General features: G+C 54.7%; 18 protein-coding genes and 1 pseudogene. 7 read left to right on the top strand and 12 right to left on the bottom strand.

Annotated elements, in window-relative coordinates; all coding sequences use genetic code 11:
• Window positions 1–17: 17 nt before the first annotated feature.
• A complete protein-coding gene (locus tag FND52_RS11915) occupies window positions 18–668 on the top strand; it encodes a TetR family transcriptional regulator (RefSeq protein ID WP_225989949.1) in 651 nt (216 codons plus the stop codon).
• A gap of 69 nt (window positions 669–737) precedes the next feature.
• Here FND52_RS11915 and fis read toward each other — a convergent pair whose 3' ends face one another.
• The 12 genes from fis to acuI all read right to left on the bottom strand — a co-directional run bounded on the left by fis (window position 738) and on the right by acuI (window position 11,271).
• Window positions 738–1,034, bottom strand: a complete 297-nt coding sequence (fis, locus tag FND52_RS11910) for a DNA-binding transcriptional regulator Fis (RefSeq protein ID WP_000462905.1) — start codon at window positions 1,032–1,034, stop codon at window positions 738–740.
• A 103-nt stretch (window positions 1,035–1,137) separates the two neighbouring features.
• Complete coding sequence (gene dusB / locus FND52_RS11905) at window positions 1,138–2,145, bottom strand: tRNA dihydrouridine synthase DusB (RefSeq protein WP_144130995.1); 1,008 nt, start codon at window positions 2,143–2,145, stop codon at window positions 1,138–1,140.
• A 330-nt stretch (window positions 2,146–2,475) separates the two neighbouring features.
• Window positions 2,476–3,216: a carbonic anhydrase gene (locus tag FND52_RS11900; RefSeq protein ID WP_144130993.1), complete on the bottom strand. Its 741-nt coding sequence runs from the start codon at window positions 3,214–3,216 to the stop codon at window positions 2,476–2,478.
• Window positions 3,217–3,363: 147 nt separating this feature from the next.
• A complete protein-coding gene (gene prmA / locus FND52_RS11895) occupies window positions 3,364–4,245 on the bottom strand; it encodes a 50S ribosomal protein L11 methyltransferase (protein ID WP_144130991.1) in 882 nt (293 codons plus the stop codon).
• 11 nt (window positions 4,246–4,256) lie between these two features.
• Entirely contained in the window at window positions 4,257–5,711 is a 1,455-nt protein-coding gene (panF, locus tag FND52_RS11890; RefSeq protein ID WP_144130989.1) for a sodium/pantothenate symporter, read from the bottom strand.
• Window positions 5,701–5,943, bottom strand: a complete 243-nt coding sequence (locus FND52_RS11885; RefSeq protein WP_125292979.1) for a YhdT family protein — start codon at window positions 5,941–5,943, stop codon at window positions 5,701–5,703. Before FND52_RS11885 ends, panF begins: the two co-directional genes overlap by 11 nt.
• A 100-nt stretch (window positions 5,944–6,043) precedes the next feature.
• Entirely contained in the window at window positions 6,044–7,393 is a 1,350-nt protein-coding gene (gene accC, locus FND52_RS11880) for an acetyl-CoA carboxylase biotin carboxylase subunit (protein WP_125292980.1), read from the bottom strand.
• 10 nt (window positions 7,394–7,403) lie between these two features.
• A complete protein-coding gene (accB, locus tag FND52_RS11875) occupies window positions 7,404–7,880 on the bottom strand; it encodes an acetyl-CoA carboxylase biotin carboxyl carrier protein (RefSeq protein ID WP_125292981.1) in 477 nt (158 codons plus the stop codon).
• A gap of 21 nt (window positions 7,881–7,901) precedes the next feature.
• Window positions 7,902–8,354: a type II 3-dehydroquinate dehydratase gene (gene aroQ / locus FND52_RS11870; RefSeq protein ID WP_125292982.1), complete on the bottom strand. Its 453-nt coding sequence runs from the start codon at window positions 8,352–8,354 to the stop codon at window positions 7,902–7,904.
• A gap of 234 nt (window positions 8,355–8,588) precedes the next feature.
• A complete protein-coding gene (msrQ, locus tag FND52_RS11865) occupies window positions 8,589–9,188 on the bottom strand; it encodes a protein-methionine-sulfoxide reductase heme-binding subunit MsrQ (RefSeq protein ID WP_144130987.1) in 600 nt (199 codons plus the stop codon).
• Entirely contained in the window at window positions 9,189–10,193 is a 1,005-nt protein-coding gene (msrP, locus tag FND52_RS11860) for a protein-methionine-sulfoxide reductase catalytic subunit MsrP (protein ID WP_144130985.1), read from the bottom strand.
• Between the two features lie 103 nt (window positions 10,194–10,296).
• Entirely contained in the window at window positions 10,297–11,271 is a 975-nt protein-coding gene (acuI, locus tag FND52_RS11855; protein ID WP_125292985.1) for an acrylyl-CoA reductase (NADPH), read from the bottom strand.
• Between the two features lie 221 nt (window positions 11,272–11,492).
• Here acuI and csrD point away from each other — a divergent pair, with 221 nt between their 5' ends.
• The 6 genes and pseudogenes from csrD to rng all read left to right on the top strand — a co-directional run bounded on the left by csrD (window position 11,493) and on the right by rng (window position 18,410).
• On the top strand, window positions 11,493–13,433 hold the full coding sequence (csrD, locus tag FND52_RS11850) for an RNase E specificity factor CsrD (RefSeq protein WP_125292986.1): 1,941 nt from the start codon (window positions 11,493–11,495) through the stop codon (window positions 13,431–13,433).
• Between the two features lie 309 nt (window positions 13,434–13,742).
• Complete coding sequence (gene mreB, locus FND52_RS11845) at window positions 13,743–14,786, top strand: rod shape-determining protein MreB (RefSeq protein ID WP_000913396.1); 1,044 nt, start codon at window positions 13,743–13,745, stop codon at window positions 14,784–14,786.
• A 69-nt stretch (window positions 14,787–14,855) separates the two neighbouring features.
• On the top strand, window positions 14,856–15,860 hold the full coding sequence (gene mreC / locus FND52_RS11840) for a rod shape-determining protein MreC (protein ID WP_125292987.1): 1,005 nt from the start codon (window positions 14,856–14,858) through the stop codon (window positions 15,858–15,860).
• On the top strand, window positions 15,860–16,348 hold the full coding sequence (gene mreD, locus FND52_RS11835) for a rod shape-determining protein MreD (RefSeq protein ID WP_125292988.1): 489 nt from the start codon (window positions 15,860–15,862) through the stop codon (window positions 16,346–16,348). The genes mreC and mreD overlap by 1 nt, the downstream gene beginning before the upstream one ends.
• A gap of 8 nt (window positions 16,349–16,356) precedes the next feature.
• Window positions 16,357–16,951: pseudogene (locus FND52_RS11830) on the top strand (Maf family protein).
• The gene (gene rng / locus FND52_RS11825) at window positions 16,941–18,410 is read left to right on the top strand and encodes a ribonuclease G (RefSeq protein ID WP_125292990.1); all 1,470 of its coding nucleotides are present in this window, start codon (window positions 16,941–16,943) and stop codon (window positions 18,408–18,410) included. Before FND52_RS11830 ends, rng begins: the two are co-directional and overlap by 11 nt.
• Window positions 18,411–18,444 lie beyond the last annotated feature (34 nt).

The raw sequence follows: 18,444 nt of genomic DNA, 5'->3' as shown, positions 1-18,444 counted from the left end.
CAGTAAGGATAATCAAGGTGCGTAAAACGAAACTGGATGCTATGCGAACCCGGCAACTCCTGATTGATACCGCCATTGCGGAGTTTGCCCGGCGCGGCGTGTCTGGCACTACCCTGACAGACATTGCCGACGCGGCGCACGTGACGCGCGGTGCGATCTACTGGCACTTCTCCAGCAAGGCGGAATTATTTAATGAGATATGGAAACAGCAAGAAGAGATAAAGGAAAAAACACAACTTATTACTGATGAAAATCGTGACCCGCTGACCTTATTGCGGGAAACATTAATCGCTCCCTTGAAAGCTGTTGCGGTGGATCCCAAAAGTCGCGCGCTTATGGAAATCTTGTATCATAAATGTGAATTCACCGCTGACATGACCTCCGAATATGAAATCAAAAATAGCGCCTGTTTCGATAAAGTAAACTTAACAAAAGCGCTTAAACGCTGCGTGGAGAGCGGTCAGGTCAGTGCGACAATAAATATTGATGTAACGATACTATTATTACAAAGTTGCGTTAACGGAATAATCAGTAATTGGCTGAGCCAACCTGAGGCATTTAATCTTTTCGCGTTGCTGGAGGATTTAGTCGATAATATGTTAAAGCTGCTAACGACCGATAACTTCAGAGCGACCTCGTTTCCACCTTCGCTGTTCGCCGCGGTATAATTTCGCAATAAAAAAGGCGCTTCCCCATGCCGGTTAGCGCCTTTTTACACAGCAGTAAGCTAATCGAAATTAGTTCATGCCGTATTTTTTGAGTTTCTTACGCAGAGTACCGCGGTTGATACCCATCATCAGCGCAGCGCGGGTTTGGTTACCGCGGGTGTACTGCATCACCATGTCCAACAGGGGCTGTTCAACTTCAGCCAGTACCAGCTCATACAGGTCATTCACATCCTGACCGTTCAATTGAGCAAAATAGTTCTTCAGTGCCTGTTTAACCGAGTCACGCAGGGGCTTTTGGGTTACCTGATCCTGAGAGTTGACGGTAGAAACGGTTAGTACGTCAGAATTTACGCGTTGTTCGAACATAGTTCTGTTAGCTCTTTATTTCTGTTTTACACTGCATCGCTCAATCTGCCTTCGCTTGCTGCCTTCGTTCACCTTGTCGCTTACGGCTGTAAGCTCCGCGGATTCACTCAGTTGCCGCCTCGACGCATGTTGATTGATTTTGTGTATACGCAAAATTTTCGAAGTATGCCTCCAACGCCTCCAGCTGCTCGCTGGCGTCCTCTATGGCGTTGAATGTGCGCCGAAACTGGTCATCTGGAGCGTGTTCCTGTAAGTACCAGGAAACGTGTTTACGCGCAATTCGGTACCCTTTCGCTTCGCCATAGAAACTATGCAGTTCGCGAATATGCGCACAAAGCAAGCGCTTAACCTCTGCCAGGGGCAGAGGGGGCAGCAACTCCCCAGTGTCCAGATAATGCTGGATTTCCCGGAAGATCCAGGGTCTTCCCTGGGCTGCGCGTCCTATCATCAGGGCATCTGCCCCTGTATAGTCGAGCACGGCCCTGGCTTTAAGCGGGTCGGTAATGTCGCCATTCGCGATAATCGGAATGGAAACTTTCTGCTTAACTGACCGAATACTGCTGTATTCCGCGTTTCCCTGAAATAAACATGCCCGGGTACGGCCATGAATCGTCAGCGCTTGAATACCGCAATCTTCCGCCAGTTGGGCAATCTCTACACAGTTGCGGTGTTCCGGATCCCAGCCGGTACGAATCTTCAGCGTCACAGGCACGTCCACTGCGTTGACTACCGCGTTCAGGATTGACTTCACCTGCTCGGGGTATTGCAGCAGGGCAGAGCCCGCCAGCTTACGATTCACCTTTTTCGCCGGGCACCCCATATTGATATCAATAATCTGGGCGCCATTTTCCACGTTGATACGCGCGGCCTGGGCCATCTCATCAGGTACACTTCCGGCAATTTGCACGGTGCGAATACCCGGCTCATCGACATGAACCATCCGGAGCCGTGATTTGTCGCTTTCCCATACCTGCGGGTTAGACGACATCATCTCGGAAACGGTCAGCCCGGCCCCCATCTCATAACACAGCGTCCTGAATGGCCGGTCGGTAATCCCCGCCATGGGCGCTGCAATCAGGCGATTTCTGAGTTGGTGGTGTCCGATGCGCATGAGTTAAGAAATGACCATACTGTGCCTGCAAGGCGGCGTATATTACGCATTTTTGACGCGAGATGAAAGGCCAAACTTTGAACAATCAGAGGGTGTAGATCAAGGAATCGCCAGAGTAACGGGGTGGCAGACTGAATTGCTTAGTTATTTCATAGGGTTAATCAAATAAGATTATTTAGTGTTCAACCACAATTTCTTATGACTTCTTATGCCAGAGCTGGAGTTTTCGGGAAACAACACGTATGTATTTGTTTGTTTTTCAGGCAGTGAGAGCAGGTTTTGAGAACTTGCTCTCATTTTTAGCGTACAGTCATTCAACAGCCGCGCTGATTATTCCACTACCACACGTCCGTGTAGCGGCTGCACCGGACGGTTGTTATCGTGATGCATAACCGCTTTAAATTGCTGAAGTTGCGCTTCTGACAGCGTCAACGGATGCTTCATCACCAGCCAGGTCACCCCTTCAGAGCAGGGGGGCGTGGTCAGCGAGCCGCTAAAGCGCCAGTATGTCTTATCTGTGGGCAGCAGGGTATTCATGTCGATTTTGGTGGTCAGAGGCGCACTTTTTTCCGCTTGCTGAGGCATTTTCTTCCACAGTTCCGTCAGCGCCGGGTTTTCTGCGCCAATATCAAACATCACTGCGACCACCACGACATCTCCATTGCTCTCTTTATGAACCAGATGCATTTCCATGGCGGCATGTTTGCCATTAATGGTGTTTTCACTGGGCGCGTGGAAGTGGAATTGCTGCAAGTCGGCTTTAATAGCGTCGAATTTAACGACGTTCCCGGCTTTTTGGTCAAAGCTGGCCTGGAGAGTATGGCCGTTATTCAGTATCACGATGGGGCTCTGGATATACTGCATTTCCAGCGGCGCGATATGCGCGTTCAGAGAGTGGATAATATCGATGGGTGACTGATTTTTTCCCGCCTGGCATTCTTTAAATTCGCTACTCAGTTCACCCCAGTGTTCGGGGGAGCCATGGCCCTCATAACTCCAGTGGGAAGCCAAAGCCAGTGCAGGCATCAGGCCTGCGGCAATCAACAGTGATTTTGCTAAATGCATTTTCATTTTATTCGTCCGGTGAATTTTACAGTTCAGATGGTCCGCCCCGGTATATCGGGGCGGACCATTATAAGGAGGACGAATCAATCAGAAGGGTGTTTAACGGGATGGAAAGGGGAAATGAGAACATGGCCTGGACCATGTTCTCAAAGCTCAGTATTTAACGCCGGTGATCCGGCACCACTCTTCTTTTTCCACTACCGGGTCAAGGCTGAACAACGCCTGATAGGCTTCGCAGACGCTTTCGGCCTGGGTTGCCAGCACGCCGGAAAGCCCTAACAGACCGCCCTTAACCGGCAATACGCTAATCAGTGGTGCCAGCTCGCGAAGCGGGCCTGCCAGGATATTGGCGACCACTACGTCGGCCTGCATCTGTTCCGGCTGGTCATGCGGCAGGTAGAGTTCCAGACGCTCAGAAACGCCGTTGCGCTGGGCGTTATCGCGGCTGGCCTGAATCGCCTGCGGATCGATATCAATGCCGATCGCTTTCGCTGCCCCCAACTTGAGCGCGGCGATGGCAAGAATGCCGGAGCCACAGCCAAAGTCGATCACCGTCTTACCGGCGAGATCCAGGCCGTCGAGCCACTGCAGGCACAGCGAAGTCGTCGGGTGCGTTCCGGTGCCAAACGCCAGGCCTGGATCGAGCATCACGTTAACGGCGTTTTCGTCGGGAACCTCACGCCAGCTCGGGCAAATCCACAGGCGTTCACCAAAACGCATCGGGTGGAAGTTATCCATCCATTCGCGCTCCCAGTCTTTATCCTCTAACTGCTCGATTTTGTGGTGGAACCCTGCGCCTAACAGCGGCTGATTTTCCAGTATCGCCACCACCTCTTTCATATCGGTTTCGGCGTCAAACAGGCCGATAATGTCGGTATCACCCCACAGGCGCGTTTCGCCCGGCAGCGGCTCGAACACCGGCGTGTCGTGGGTATCCTGAAAGGTGACGGACACCGCACCGCTTTCCACCAGCGCGTCGCCGAGCTCCTCCGCATGCGTACCGGTGGTGTTAATTTTCAGTTGAATCCATGGCATAGCGTCACTCTTTATTTATCAGCGGATGAAACAACAGCGGCTTCGGCTACCGGGCGACCAAACAGGTTGCCCAACAGGAAAGCCAGCAAACTTATCAATAACGACGGAACAATGGGGTGGAACCCAAAGTAGTGCACGTTGAACGTGGCGAGCACGGCATACAGCACGCCGCCGCAAATCATCGCGCTCAGCGCCCCTGCGGCGTTAGCTTTTTCCCAGTACAGTCCCAGTACCAGCGGCCACAGGAAAACCGCTTCCAGCCCGCCAAACGCCAGCAGATTCAGCCAGATGATCATTTCAGGCGGACGCCATGCCGCCAGCAGCAGCAGTACGCTCAGTATCAGCGTGATCGCCGAGGACATGCGCTTGAGTCCCTTTTCATTATGGATCTGATCGGGGCGGATATTGAGCCAGAGATCTTTAACGATCGTGGCGGATGACTGCAACAGTTGCGCATTGATGGTCGACATAATCGCCGCCATCGGCGCGGCTAAAAAGATGCCTGCCGCGACCGGCGGCAGCACGGTCACCATCAGCGTCGGGATGACCAGGTCCGGGACTTTCAGATCAGGCAATACGGCACGGCCCAGCGCCCCGGCGAGATGCATACCGAACATCAGGATTGCCACCACAATGGTGCCAATAATCATGCCTCGATGGACGGCTTTGCTGTCTTTATAGGAAATGCAGCGTACCGCAGTGTGGGGCAGGCCGATCACCCCGAAGCAGACCAGCACCCAGAACGAGGTCATAAAGGCAGGAGAAAGAATGTCGCCCGCGCCTTCTGGTGCGATCAGCTTCGGGTCGATCTGCTGGAGTTTTTCTACCGCGCTCGGCAGCCCGCCAGCGGCATGCACCACGCCAACCAGCAGCAGGATGGTGCCAATCAGCATCACCAGGCCCTGCATAGTGTCATTCAGCACGCTGGCGCGAAAGCCGCCAAACGCCGTATACAGTGCGATACTGACGCCGAAAATCAGCAACCCGGTTTCGTAGGGAATGCCTGCGGCTGTTTCAAGCAGCCGAGCGCCGCCGATAAACTGCACCGTCATCGCGCCAATAAACGCCACCAGCAGACTCAGGCTCGCCAGCCACACCAGTAAGCGGCTCTGGTAGCGGGCAAACAGCATATCGTTCAGCGTAACCGCGTTGTAGCGGCGTGCCAGGATAGCGAATTTTTTGCCTAAAATACCTAACGACAGCCAAATTGCCGGCAGTTGAATCATTGCCAACAACACCCAGCCCAGCCCGTATTTATAGGCTGCACCAGGCCCGCCAATAAATGAACTGGCGCTGATATAGGTCGCGGTAAGCGTCATCGCCAGCACAACACCGCCCATGGAACGGCTGCCGAGGAAATACTCGTTTAAAAAGCTGCCGGTCGCGCGACGGCGAATGGCATAAATCGACAGCCCCATCACCACCAGCAAATACGCCACCAGCGGCAGGATCACTTCATGCTGCATTGTCGTCCTCCAGCGAAATATCCCGGTAAATCACTTTTACCATCAGCCAGCACAGCACGATAAAAATCAGCGGCACCAGCAGGCAGGCCATTTCAAACCAGTGAGGAAGCCCGGTAAATCCGAGAGTGGAATCAGGTAAGTAAGCAGCCACTAACCAGGCGGCGAGATAGAGAAGGGTCAGCCACAGCGCCCAGCGGGCTTCTCTGTGTGCCTGAACAAAGCGTTTGTCCATTGTCATCCCAGGTTAATTGTAAAAGCCGGGATTGTAACCTAAGGGGCGCAGGCGGGCATAAAAAAAGGCCGGAAGACCGGCCTTTTTTATTGATGAGCGATTACTTCTCGGCGAGGCCGAGTTTTTTCTCCAGATAGTGGATATTGGTGCCACCTTGCTGGAAGTGTTCATCGTTCATAATGCGCGTCTGCAGATCAACGTTGGTTTTGATGCCGTCGATGATCAGTTCCTGCAGGGCGTTTTTCATGCGGGCAATCGCCACATCACGGGTTTCGCCGTAGCAGATCAGCTTGCCGATCATGGAGTCATAGTATGGCGGTACGGTGTAACCGGCATAGATATGAGATTCCCAACGCACGCCAAAACCGCCCGGCGCGTGGAAACGGGTGATTTTACCCGGGCTCGGCAGGAAGGTGTTCGGATCTTCGGCGTTGATACGGCATTCCACCGCATGGCCTTTCACCTGAACTTCTTCTTGCTTGATAGACAGCGGCTGGCCTGCAGCAATGCGCAGCTGCTCTTTAATCAGGTCAACGCCGGTGATCATTTCGGTAACCGGGTGTTCAACCTGAATACGGGTGTTCATTTCAATGAAGTAGAACTCGCCGTTTTCGAACAGAAACTCAAAGGTACCCGCGCCGCGATAGCCGATATCCACACAGGCCTTCGCGCAACGCTCGCCGATGAAGCGGCGCAGTTCCGGGGTGATGCCCGGTGCCGGCGCTTCTTCAACCACTTTCTGGTGACGACGCTGCATGGAGCAGTCGCGTTCCGCCAGATAGATCGCGTTGCCCTGGCCATCTGCCAACACCTGAATTTCGATGTGGCGTGGATTTTCCAGGTATTTCTCCATGTAAACCATGTCGTTATTGAAAGCGGCTTTCGCTTCCGCTTTGGTCATGGAGATAGATTGCGCCAGTTCGGCATCGCCGCGCACTACGCGCATACCGCGTCCGCCGCCACCGCCAGAGGCTTTGATGATCACCGGGTAGCCGATGCGTTTCGCATGGGCGCGGTTGGCATCCATATCTTCGGTCAGCGGGCCGTCAGAGCCCGGGACCGTCGGCACGCCTGCTTTCTTCATGGCGGTGATCGCAGACACTTTGTCGCCCATCAGGCGAATAGTGTCGGCTTTCGGGCCGATGAAGATAAAGCCGGAGCGTTCAACCTGCTCGGCAAAGTTGGCGTTCTCAGAGAGGAAACCGTAACCCGGATGAATCGCCACCGCGCCAGTGATTTCAGCGGCGCTGATGATAGCCGGGATATTCAGATAGCTTTTTACGGACGGAGCCGGACCGATACAGACCGTCTCATCCGCCAGCAATACGTGTTTTAAGTCGCGATCCGCGCTTGAGTGCACAGCGACGGTCTTGATGCCCAGCTCTTTACAGGCACGAAGAATACGCAATGCGATCTCGCCGCGGTTGGCGATAACAATTTTATCCAGCATGTTCGCCTCGTTACTCGATGACGACCAGCGGCTCGTCAAATTCTACCGGTTGACCGTTTTCGACCAGGATAGCTTTCACTACGCCTGATTTGTCGGCTTCGATCTGGTTCATCATTTTCATTGCTTCAACGATGCACAGCGTGTCGCCAACGTTAACTTTCTGGCCCACTTCCACAAACGCTTTCGCATCCGGGCTTGGGGTACGGTAGAAGGTACCAACCATTGGGGAACGTACGATGTGACCACTGATTTCAGCGACGGCTGGCGCTTCCATGGCCGGCGCGGCGGCTGGTGCGATAGCGTTAGACAGCGCAGGTTGCGGCTGTTGCATCATCGGTGCGGCATACGCTTGCTGCATCATCGGGAAACCGGTGTTCACCGGGGCGCGGCTGATACGTACCGACTCTTCGCCCTCAGAAATTTCCAGTTCAGCAATGCCTGATTCTTCAACCAGCTCGATCAGTTTTTTAATCTTACGAATATCCATGAGTGGGTTCCGTACTCTTGTTTAGTTTGAGTGTGACAGGCGTTTTACCGCCGTCTGTAGTGCATAGGAATAGCCGTCAGCGCCGAATCCGCAGATGACGCCGGCCGCGATATCCGAGAGATATGAGTGATGCCGGAAAGGCTCACGGGCATGGACGTTGCTCAGGTGGATCTCGATAAACGGAATGCTCACCGCCAACAGCGCATCACGAATGGCAACACTGGTGTGGGTGAACGCAGCCGGATTTATCAGGATGTAATCCACCTTGTCCTTTGCCTGATGAATGCGGTCAATCAACACATACTCCGCATTGGATTGCAGGTCATCCAGCGAGACGTTCAACGAGGCTGCCTGGGCTTTCAAATCGGTAACAATTTCTGCCAGCGTTTGGCTGCCGTACTTCTCAGGCTCACGCGTGCCGAGCATGTTCAGATTAGGGCCGTTCAAAAGCAGTATGTTGAATCTGTCCGTCATCGTGCCTGTATCTCCTGCCAATTTCGGTGATATTACAAAATATACCGTGATTGCCTGATTGTCATCACCTGGCGGCTCGAAAACAGCCAGGTGAAAAACCAAAGTCGCACATTATAACGATTTCGTAGCAATTGGCAGCTAAATACTGGTCTTATCAGGGAAGATTATCAACTGATATCTGCGAGACCGCAGCGGAAGTAGGAAGAATTGAGCACAACTGCACAGAACCTCGCCTTATCGCCACCACTGGCGGATCTTCTTGTAACGTAGCGCCAAAAGCACTGCTGCCAGCGCCGCATAGATCAGCGGTTGCGGGGAAAGTGTCTTCACTGACCACATATAATGAATCGGCGCGAGGATCGCCACCAGATACACGAAGTTATGCAGTTTTTGCCAGTTACGCCCCAGCTTACGCTGCATCGCTTGCGGCGACGTCAGGGCCAGCGCTAACAGAATCAGCCAGCTTATAATGCCCAGGGTCAGATAGGGACGGCTCACCAGTTCCTTACCCAACAGCGCCACATTATTAATCCCCAGCTCCAGCAAGGCATAGCTGGTTAGATGCAGGCTCGCCCAGGCGAAACACCACAGGCCCAACAGCCGCCGGGTACGGATCAGCAATGGCTGTTTAGCGTAACGCGCCAGCGGGGAGACCAACAAGGTAGCGAGCAGTAATTTCAGAGCCATCCTACCGGTAAAGTGTTGAATATCCTTTGCCGGATCGGCGCTGAAATATCCCTGATTTGCCGCCCAGAACAGCCACACCAGCGGCAAAAACGCCGCCAGATGAAGAATCACTTTCAGCCAGATAATCTGTTTTACATTCAGACGCACTCAAAAATTCTCCCGTAAATCGAGCCCACGATATAGCGAGGCCACCTGCTCGGCGTAGCCATTAAACAGCAGCGTCGGCTGGCGTTTCACATCCAGAATTCCGCCCGAGCCGATAAAGCGTTCGCTGGCCTGCGACCAGCGTGGATGATCCACATGAGGATTTACGTTGGCGTAAAAACCGTACTCATTCGAGGCGGCAAGATTCCAGGTGGTCGGCGGTCGCTGCTCGGTCAGGGTGATGCTGACGATGGACTTGATTCCCTTAAAGCCATACTTCCAGGGCACGGTTAATCTTACGGGGGCACCGTTTTGCGGCGGCAGCGCTTTTCCGTAAACCCCAACGGTAAGCATCGTCAGCGGATGCATCGCCTCATCGATGCGCAACCCTTCAACATACGGATATTCCAGCCCGCCGCCGATAAAACGGTCTTTCTGTCCCGGCATAATCTCTGGCGCATACAGGGTTTTGAACGCCACATAACGCGCCCGGCTGGTGGGTTCAACCTGCGCCAGCAGTTTGGCGAGCGGGAAGCCAATCCACGGTACCACCATTGACCAGGCCTCCACGCAGCGCATCCGGTAAATACGCTCTTCGAGCGGGAAGCGATGGTGTAAATCGTCATAATCCAGGGTCAGCGGCTTAGCGACTTCACCATCGATTTTTAATTGCCAGGGATTGACGGGCAGACTGCCGGCATTGGCGGCCGGGTCGGCTTTATCGAGGCCAAATTCATAGAAGTTGTTATAGCCGGTGACTTTATCTTCCGGGGTGAGTTCCAGCGAACTTTGCCACTGCTGAGGCTTGCTGAATTCCAGCGGTTTTCCGGCAGGCGCGGGCGGGCGATCGTTGCCCTTAAACCAGGAGAGTAAATCCGCGTGTGCAGCATGCGGCAGGGATAACGCGGCAGCGCCAAGGCCCAACGCCTGCAGGACCTGGCGGCGCTTCATCATAAATACCGATTCGGGGGTAACGTCGGCTTCAGTCAGCCGGAATTGCTTTTTCATGACATGCTCCTTGACGTAGTCATTAAGCATGACGAAGAAATGGGGTTACGGCGAGTTTGTCATAAAAAAAGTGAAGCAGGGGCGCGACGACCCCTGCAGCAACTTAGCGAATTTTGACCAGAGTACGGCCCTGGATCGCATTATTCATAATGTCATTAGCCAGACGCGGCGCTTCCGCCAGCGGGATTTCGCTGGTGGCTTGCTCATAGAAAGAAGCAGGCAGATCGCGAACCAGGCGTTGCCAGGCTTCGGCGCGGCGCGCGGCAGGCGTCATTACCGAATCGACGCCCTGGAGACGGACATTACGCAGGATAAACGGCATCACGGTGGTCGGTAAGGCGAAGCCGCCAGCCAGACCGCATGCTGCAACGCAGCCGCCATAGTTCATCTGCGCCAGCACCTTGGCCAGCACTTTATCGCCAACGGTATCCACCGCGCCTGCCCAAAGCTGTTTTTCCAGCGGGCGGGTTTCGGCGAACTCGTCGCGGCCCAAAATACGGTTAGCGCCCAGTTTACGCAGATAGTCATGGGTGCTTTCGCGACCGGACACGGCGGCAACCTGGTAACCCAGTTTATGCAGCAGCGCCACTGCGGTACTGCCTACGCCGCCGCTGGCACCGGTCACCACCACTTCACCGCTTTGCGGCGTAATACCGGCATCTTCCAGCGCCATCACGCACAGCATTGCCGTGAAACCGGCAGTACCGATAATCATGGCTTTGCGACCATCCAGCCCTTCCGGCATCGCCACCAGCCAGTCGCCGTTGACCCGCGCCATCTGCGACAGGCCGCCCCAATGGTTTTCACCCACGCCCCAGCCGGTCAACAGCACGGCCTGGCCTGCATGAAAACGTGGATCTTCGCTGTGGCGCACCCGGCCTGCGAAATCGATACCTGGCACCATGGGGAAATTACGAATGATTTTACCTTTTCCGGTTATGGCGAGCGCATCTTTATAATTCAGGCTGGACCAGTCAATATCGACGGTGACGTTTCCTTCAGGGAGTTGGTTTTCATCAATTGTTTTTACAGCGGAAATCGTTTTTCCATCTTGCTGATCGAGAATCAAAGCTTGCATGTCTACTACTCCTTACCGGGTCGTTAGCATTGGAAAATAATTGTTGAAGACTATACTCGCTTATTGAAACGCAATGCCGATTTAACGCAATAAATCCTGTTAAACCTGACGTCGTTTGCTACTATGCGCGGCTCTGGCTAATTAGTTAGCACTCACTTTACTGTCGCGAGGACAACCCTCAAAGGTTGCTGGTATCACCCCAAAACGGAGTTAACTCAAGGATGCGATTAACGACGAAATTCTCTGCCTTTGTTACCTTGCTGACCAGTCTGGCGATTCTGGTTACGCTCTTTGGCTGCGCCGCCAGTTTCTACAACTCCGTTCATTATAAGCTCGAGAAACGCATCTCTGCGGTGGTGACGGTGATCGACAGTGAGCTGCTTATCAATACGCCGGAAGCACTGGCTCCCCGCCTTACCGGCTTGATGACCCCGGTCGATATCTCGCAAATCGAATTTATTAAGGATGGGCATACGCTGGTTGAGGTGAAAGCGCCGCATACCTACCGCCAACTGGGCGGCGCAGAACGCTGGCGCAGCGAATCGTTTCATTTACTGAAAAATCCCGGCCTGACGGTGCGCGTCACCTGGAGCGATCCGGTAGTTAACTATTTTCGCTCCGTGCTGACGACCGCGCCGCTGAGTATCGCCATCATCTTTATGGTAGCGATGATTTTTCTGGGCGGGCGTTGGATTAAACGCCAGCTTTCCGGACTGGAATTGCTGGAGACGCGAGCCAGCCGGATCCTCAACGGCGAGCGCGGCAACCGGGTACGCGGCTCGATGCACGAATGGCCGACGCGCGCCAGCAGTGCCATGGATATTTTGCTGTCGGATATTCAGCATGCCAGCGAACAGCGCAATCGTATGGATACCCTGATCCGCGCTTTCGCGGCCCAGGATGCGAAAACCGGGCTGAGCAACCGCCTGTTTTTTGATAATCAGCTTGCGACGCTGCTGGAAGATCAGGAAAGCGCGGGCGCGCATGGCGTGGTGATGATGATGCGCCTGCCGGATTTTGACACCCTGCGCGAGACCTGGGGCAAAACGGCGGTAGAAGACTATCTCTTCAATCTGATTAATATGTTTTCTACTTTTATTATGCGCTACCCCGGCGCACTGCTGGCGCGCTACTTTCGCAGCGATTTTGCCGTGCTGCTGCCTCACCGCACGCTTAAAGAGGCGGAAGGTATTGCCAGCCAGTTGCTGAATGCTGTGGATGCGTTGCCCCCGACGCGCATGCTGGACAGTGCCGATATGCTGCATATCGGTATTTGCGCTTTCCGGGGCGGCCAGTCAATTGAAAATGTCATCGAGAGCGCCCAGGTGGCGACGCGTAATGCCGTATTGCAGGGCGGTAACGGCTGGTCGGTTTATGACGAATCCTTACCGGAAAAGGGGCGCGGCAATGTACGCTGGCGCACGCTGATTGAAAACGCCTTGCAGCGCGGCGGTCCGCGTTTTTATCAAAAACCAGCCGTCACGCGTGAAGGCTGGGTACATCACCGGGAATTAATGTGCCGCATCTTCGATGGTGAAGAGGAGGTGCTGGCGGCGGAGTTTATGCCGATGGTGATCCAGTTTGGCCTTGCCGAGCAGTACGATCGGCAGATTATCACCCGCGTCATCCCTTTTTTACGCTTCTGGCCGGAAGAAACCCTGGCGGTTTCCGTGTCCGTGGAGTCGCTGATCCGCCCGCCGTTCCAGCGCTGGCTGCGCGATACGCTGATGCAATGTGAAAAATCGCAAAGAAAACGCATTCTTTTTGAACTTGCAGAGGCGGATGTTTGTCAACACATCAACCGTTTACAACCGGTTGTGCGGTTAATCCAGGCGCTGGGCGCGCGTATCGCCGTGGTACAGGCCGGATTAACGGTGGTCAGCACCTCGTACATTAACGATCTCAATGTCGAAGTGGTGAAGCTCCATCCGGGGCTGGTGCGTAACATTGAAAAGCGTACAGAAAATCAACTGTTTGTGCAGAGTCTGGTGGAGGCTTGCAGCGGTACGCAGGCCCAATTATTTGCGGCAGGCATTCGTAGCCGAAGCGAATGGCAGACCCTGGTAGAACGCGGCGTGACGGGCGGTCAGGGCGATTTCTTCTCGGCCTCGCAGCCCCTGGATACCAGCGTGAAAAAATATTCTCAAAGATTCTCGGTTTGACCTGCCGTTTAGCCAGATTTCACGTAGAATAACGCGCGCTGCATCTTAAGGGGGCGAGTACGCCTGCCGGCCAGATTCACGCAGCAAATATACAGCCAGTTTATAACCTCTTTGCGTTATGAATACCCCTTCGGAAATGATGCTTTTTGCAGGATGACGAGGAGTGGGTAGTGCGCTGACGAAAGAGGAAGCAAACGGCACTCTTTTTCACCGTCGCAGAACATTTTTTGCGCCTTGTCGCTGCGTCGTGTGGTTGGTAAAGTAAGCGGATTTTGTTTTCCGCCCCAGCTTTCAGGATTATCCCTTAGTATGTTGAAAAAATTTCGTGGCATGTTTTCCAATGACCTGTCCATTGACCTGGGTACCGCGAATACCCTCATTTATGTAAAAGGACAAGGCATCGTACTGAATGAGCCTTCCGTTGTGGCCATTCGTCAGGACCGCGCAGGCTCGCCGAAAAGCGTTGCCGCCGTCGGTCATGATGCGAAACAAATGCTGGGCCGTACGCCTGGCAACATCGCGGCGATTCGCCCGATGAAAGACGGCGTGATCGCCGACTTCTTTGTCACGGAAAAAATGCTGCAACACTTCATCAAGCAGGTGCATAGCAACAGCTTTATGCGTCCAAGCCCGCGTGTGCTGGTGTGTGTGCCGGTTGGCGCGACCCAGGTTGAACGCCGCGCCATCCGCGAATCCGCGCAGGGTGCAGGCGCACGTGAAGTGTTCCTGATTGAAGAACCGATGGCGGCCGCTATCGGTGCCGGGTTGCCGGTTTCCGAAGCAACCGGTTCTATGGTGGTGGATATCGGTGGCGGTACCACCGAAGTCGCGGTCATTTCCCTGAACGGCGTAGTGTATTCCTCCTCCGTGCGTATCGGCGGCGACCGTTTTGACGAAGCCATCATTAATTATGTGCGTCGTAACTATGGCTCGCTGATCGGCGAAGCCACCGCAGAGCGTATCAAGCATGAAATCGGTTCCGCCTATCCGGGTGATGAAGTGCGTGAAATCGAAGTGCGCGGTCGTAACCTGGCAGAAGGCGTGCCGCGCGGCTTTACGCTCAACTCCAACGAAATTCTCGAAGCGCTGCAAGAACCGTTGACCGGTATCGTGAGCGCCGTGATGGTTGCGCTTGAACAGTGCCCGCCGGAGCTGGCGTCTGATATCTCCGAGCGCGGTATGGTGCTCACCGGCGGTGGTGCACTGCTGCGTAACCTTGACCGTCTACTGATGGAAGAAACTGGCATTCCGGTAGTGGTCGCGGAAGATCCATTGACCTGCGTAGCCCGCGGCGGCGGCAAGGCACTGGAAATGATCGATATGCACGGCGGCGATTTGTTCAGCGAAGAGTAATCAGCCGCAGGAAAGGGGGCAGCCCGCAAGGTCTGCCCTTTTCTTGCAGCCGAGGAATACGCATAGCCTATGAAGCCAATTTTTAGCCGTGGCCCGTCGCTACAGTTTCGCCTGATCCTGGCGGTTCTGGTGGCGCTTGGTGTCATTATCGCCGACAGCCGCCTCGGTACGTTCAGTCAAATCCGAACGTACATGGATACCGCCGTCAGCCCCTTCTACTTTGTATCAAACGGTCCACGTCAATTACTGGACAATGTGTCTCAAACCCTGGCGTCCCGCGATCAGCTTGAGTTAGAAAATCGGGCGCTGCGTCAGGAATTATTGTTAAAGAACAGCGAAATTCTGTTGCTGGGCCAGTACCGCCAGGAAAATGCGCGTCTGCGCGAGCTGCTGGGTTCGCCGCTGCGTCAGGACGAGCAGAAAATGGTCACCCAGGTGATTTCCACCGTGAACGATCCCTATAGCGATCAGGTGGTGATCGACAAAGGCAGCGTCAACGGCGTGTATGAAGGCCAGCCGGTGATCAGCGACAAAGGCGTCGTGGGCCAGGTAGTGGCGGTAGCGAAACTCACCAGCCGCGTACTGCTGATTTGCGATGCGACCCATGCGCTGCCGATCCAGGTATTGCGTAATGATATCCGCGTAATCGCTGCAGGCAACGGTTGTACCGACGATTTGCAGCTTGAGCATCTCCCGGCAAATACCGACATTCGCGTTGGCGATGTACTGGTCACTTCCGGCCTGGGCGGCCGCTTCCCTGAAGGCTATCCGGTTGCGGTGGTCTCTTCCGTGAAGCTGGATACCCAGCGGGCTTACACCGTGATTCAGGCGCGTCCGACCGCAGGTCTTCAGCGCTTACGCTATTTGCTGCTGCTGTGGGGAGCCGACCGCAACGGTGCTAACCCGATGACGCCGGAAGACGTGCATCGCGTGGCGAATGAGCGTCTGATGCAGATGATGCCGCAGGTGCTGCCGTCGCCGGATGCGATGGGGCCGCCAGCGCCCGTACCTGCGCCAGCAACCGGCATTACCCAGCCCGCGCCTGCTGCGCCTGGCGCTGCGGGAGGGCAATAGTGGCGAGTTATCGAAGTCAGGGACGTTGGGTTATTTGGCTCTCTTTCCTTATCGCCTTGTTATTGCAAATAATGCCCTGGCCGGACGATCTGCTGGCCTTCCGGCCAGATTGGGTATTATTGATCCTGCTTTACTGGATCCTGGCGCTGCCGCATCGCGTAAATGTCGGTACAGGTTTCGTGATGGGTGCCATACTGGATCTCATTAGTGGCTCTACGTTGGGCGTTCGCGCCCTGTCGCTGTGTATCATTGCCTATCTGGTGGCGCTTAAATATCAGCTCTTCAGGAATCTGGCGCTCTGGCAACAGGCACTGGTGGTGGTCTTACTTTCACTGGCTTCGGATATTATTGTTTTCTGGGCTGAATTTTTAGTGATCAACGTCTCTTTCAAGCCGGAAGTGTTCTGGAGTAGTGTAGTGAACGGCATACTCTGGCCGTGGCTTTTCCTGTTGATGCGTAAAATTCGCCAGCAGTTTGCAGTGCAATAAGAGGGATTATGTCAGCGATTTATCTCGCATCAGGCTCGCCGCGTCGTCAGGAACTGTTAACGCAGCTGGGCGTCGAATTCGAACGCATCGTCACAAACGTGGAAGAACGCCGCCAGCCGCAGGAAAGCGCGCAGCAGTACGTGGTACGCCTGGCGCGCGATAAAGCCCTGGCGGGCGTGGCGCAGGCGCCGTGCGATCTGCCGGTGCTGGGTGCGGATACGATTGTGATCCTCAACGGCGAGGTGCTGGAAAAACCGCAGTCGCCGGACGATGCCTGCGCGATGCTGCATCGCCTCTCTGGCCATACGCATCAGGTGATGACGGCGGTGGCTATCGCTGACCGCCAACACATCATGGATTGCCTGGTCATGACCGAAGTGACATTCAGAGTACTGTCGCAACAGGATATCGCCGGTTATGTCGCCAGCGGTGAACCTATGGATAAAGCAGGTGCATACGGTATTCAGGGGCTGGGTGGCTGTTTCGTCAGGAAGATTAATGGCAGCTATCACGCCGTAGTCGGCTTACCGCTGGTGGAAACGTATGAGTTGCTGAGTAACTTTAACTCACTGCGTGAAGGATAGAAGAGAACATGACGGCTGAACTGTTAGTAAACGTGACCCCTTCGGAAACCCGGGTGGCGTATATCGATGGCGGGATCCTCCAGGAAATTCACATCGAACGGGAAGCGCGCCGCGGGATCGTTGGGAATATCTACAAAGGTCGCGTCAGCCGGGTTCTGCCGGGTATGCAGGCGGCATTTGTCGATATTGGCCTCGATAAGGCCGCGTTTCTTCATGCCTCCGACATCATGCCGCATACCGAATGCGTAGCGGGTGAAGAGCAAAAAAACTTCACCGTGCGCGATATCTCTGAACTGGTCCGTCAGGGCCAGGACTTAATGGTTCAGGTGGTTAAAGATCCGCTCGGCACCAAAGGCGCGCGTCTGACTACCGACATCACCCTGCCGTCCCGCTATCTGGTGTTTATGCCTGGCGCGTCTCACGTGGGCGTCTCCCAGCGTATCGAAAGTGAATCCGAGCGCGATCGCCTGAAAAAGGTGGTGGCGGATTATTGCGACGAGCAGGGCGGATTTATCATTCGCACCGCGGCAGAAGGCGTGTGTACCGAGGATTTGGCTTCTGACGCGGCGTACCTGAAACGCGTCTGGACCAAGGTGATGGAGCGTAAAAAACGCCATCAAACGCGCTACCAGCTGTATGGAGAACTGGCGCTGGCCCAGCGTGTGCTGCGCGATTTTGCCGACACCTCGCTGGATAAAATCCGCGTCGATTCCCGCCTGACCTATGACATGCTGCTGGAGTTCACGGCGGAATACATCCCGGAGATGACCAGCAAGCTGGAGCACTACACGGGCCGCCAGCCGATTTTCGATCTCTACGACGTTGAGAATGAAATCCAGCGCGCGCTGGAGCGCAAAGTCGAGCTGAAGTCCGGCGGCTATCTGATCATCGATCAGACCGAAGCCATGACCACCGTGGATATCAATACCGGCGCTTTTGTCGGCCACCGCAATCTCGACGATACTATCTTTAATACCAACATCGAAGCGACGCAGGCGATTGCCCGCCAGCTGCGGTTGCGTAATCTGGGCGGCATTATCATTATTGATTTCATCGATATGAATAATGAAGACCACCGCCGCCGGGTGCTGCATTCGCTGGAGCAGGCGCTGAGCAAAGATCGGGTGAAAACCAGCATCAACGGCTTCTCCCAACTGGGGCTGGTGGAGATGACCCGCAAGCGTACCCGTGAAAGCGTCGAGCACGTATTGTGTAACGAATGCCCGACCTGCCACGGCCGCGGCACGGTGAAAACCGTTGAAACCGTGTGCTACGAAATCATGCGTGAAATTGTGCGCGTGCATCATGCGTATGAGTCCGATCGTTTCCTGGTATACGCTGCGCCAGCGGTGGCGGAAGCGCTAAAAAGCGAAGAGTCCCATGCGCTGGCCGAGGTGGAGATTTTCGTCGGCAAGCAGGTTAAAGTGCAAATTGAGCCGCTCTATAACCAGGAGCAGTTTGACGTGGTTATGATGTAACCCGGTGCAGGTAACCTACGCTCCGCGATGGCGG

The sequence above is a fragment of the Atlantibacter subterraneus genome, assembly GCF_007570865.1.
Classification (GTDB): domain Bacteria; phylum Pseudomonadota; class Gammaproteobacteria; order Enterobacterales; family Enterobacteriaceae; genus Atlantibacter; species Atlantibacter subterraneus.
The sequence above is the reverse complement of the archived record's forward strand: the minus strand, read 5'-3'. Positions and strand labels throughout refer to the sequence as shown.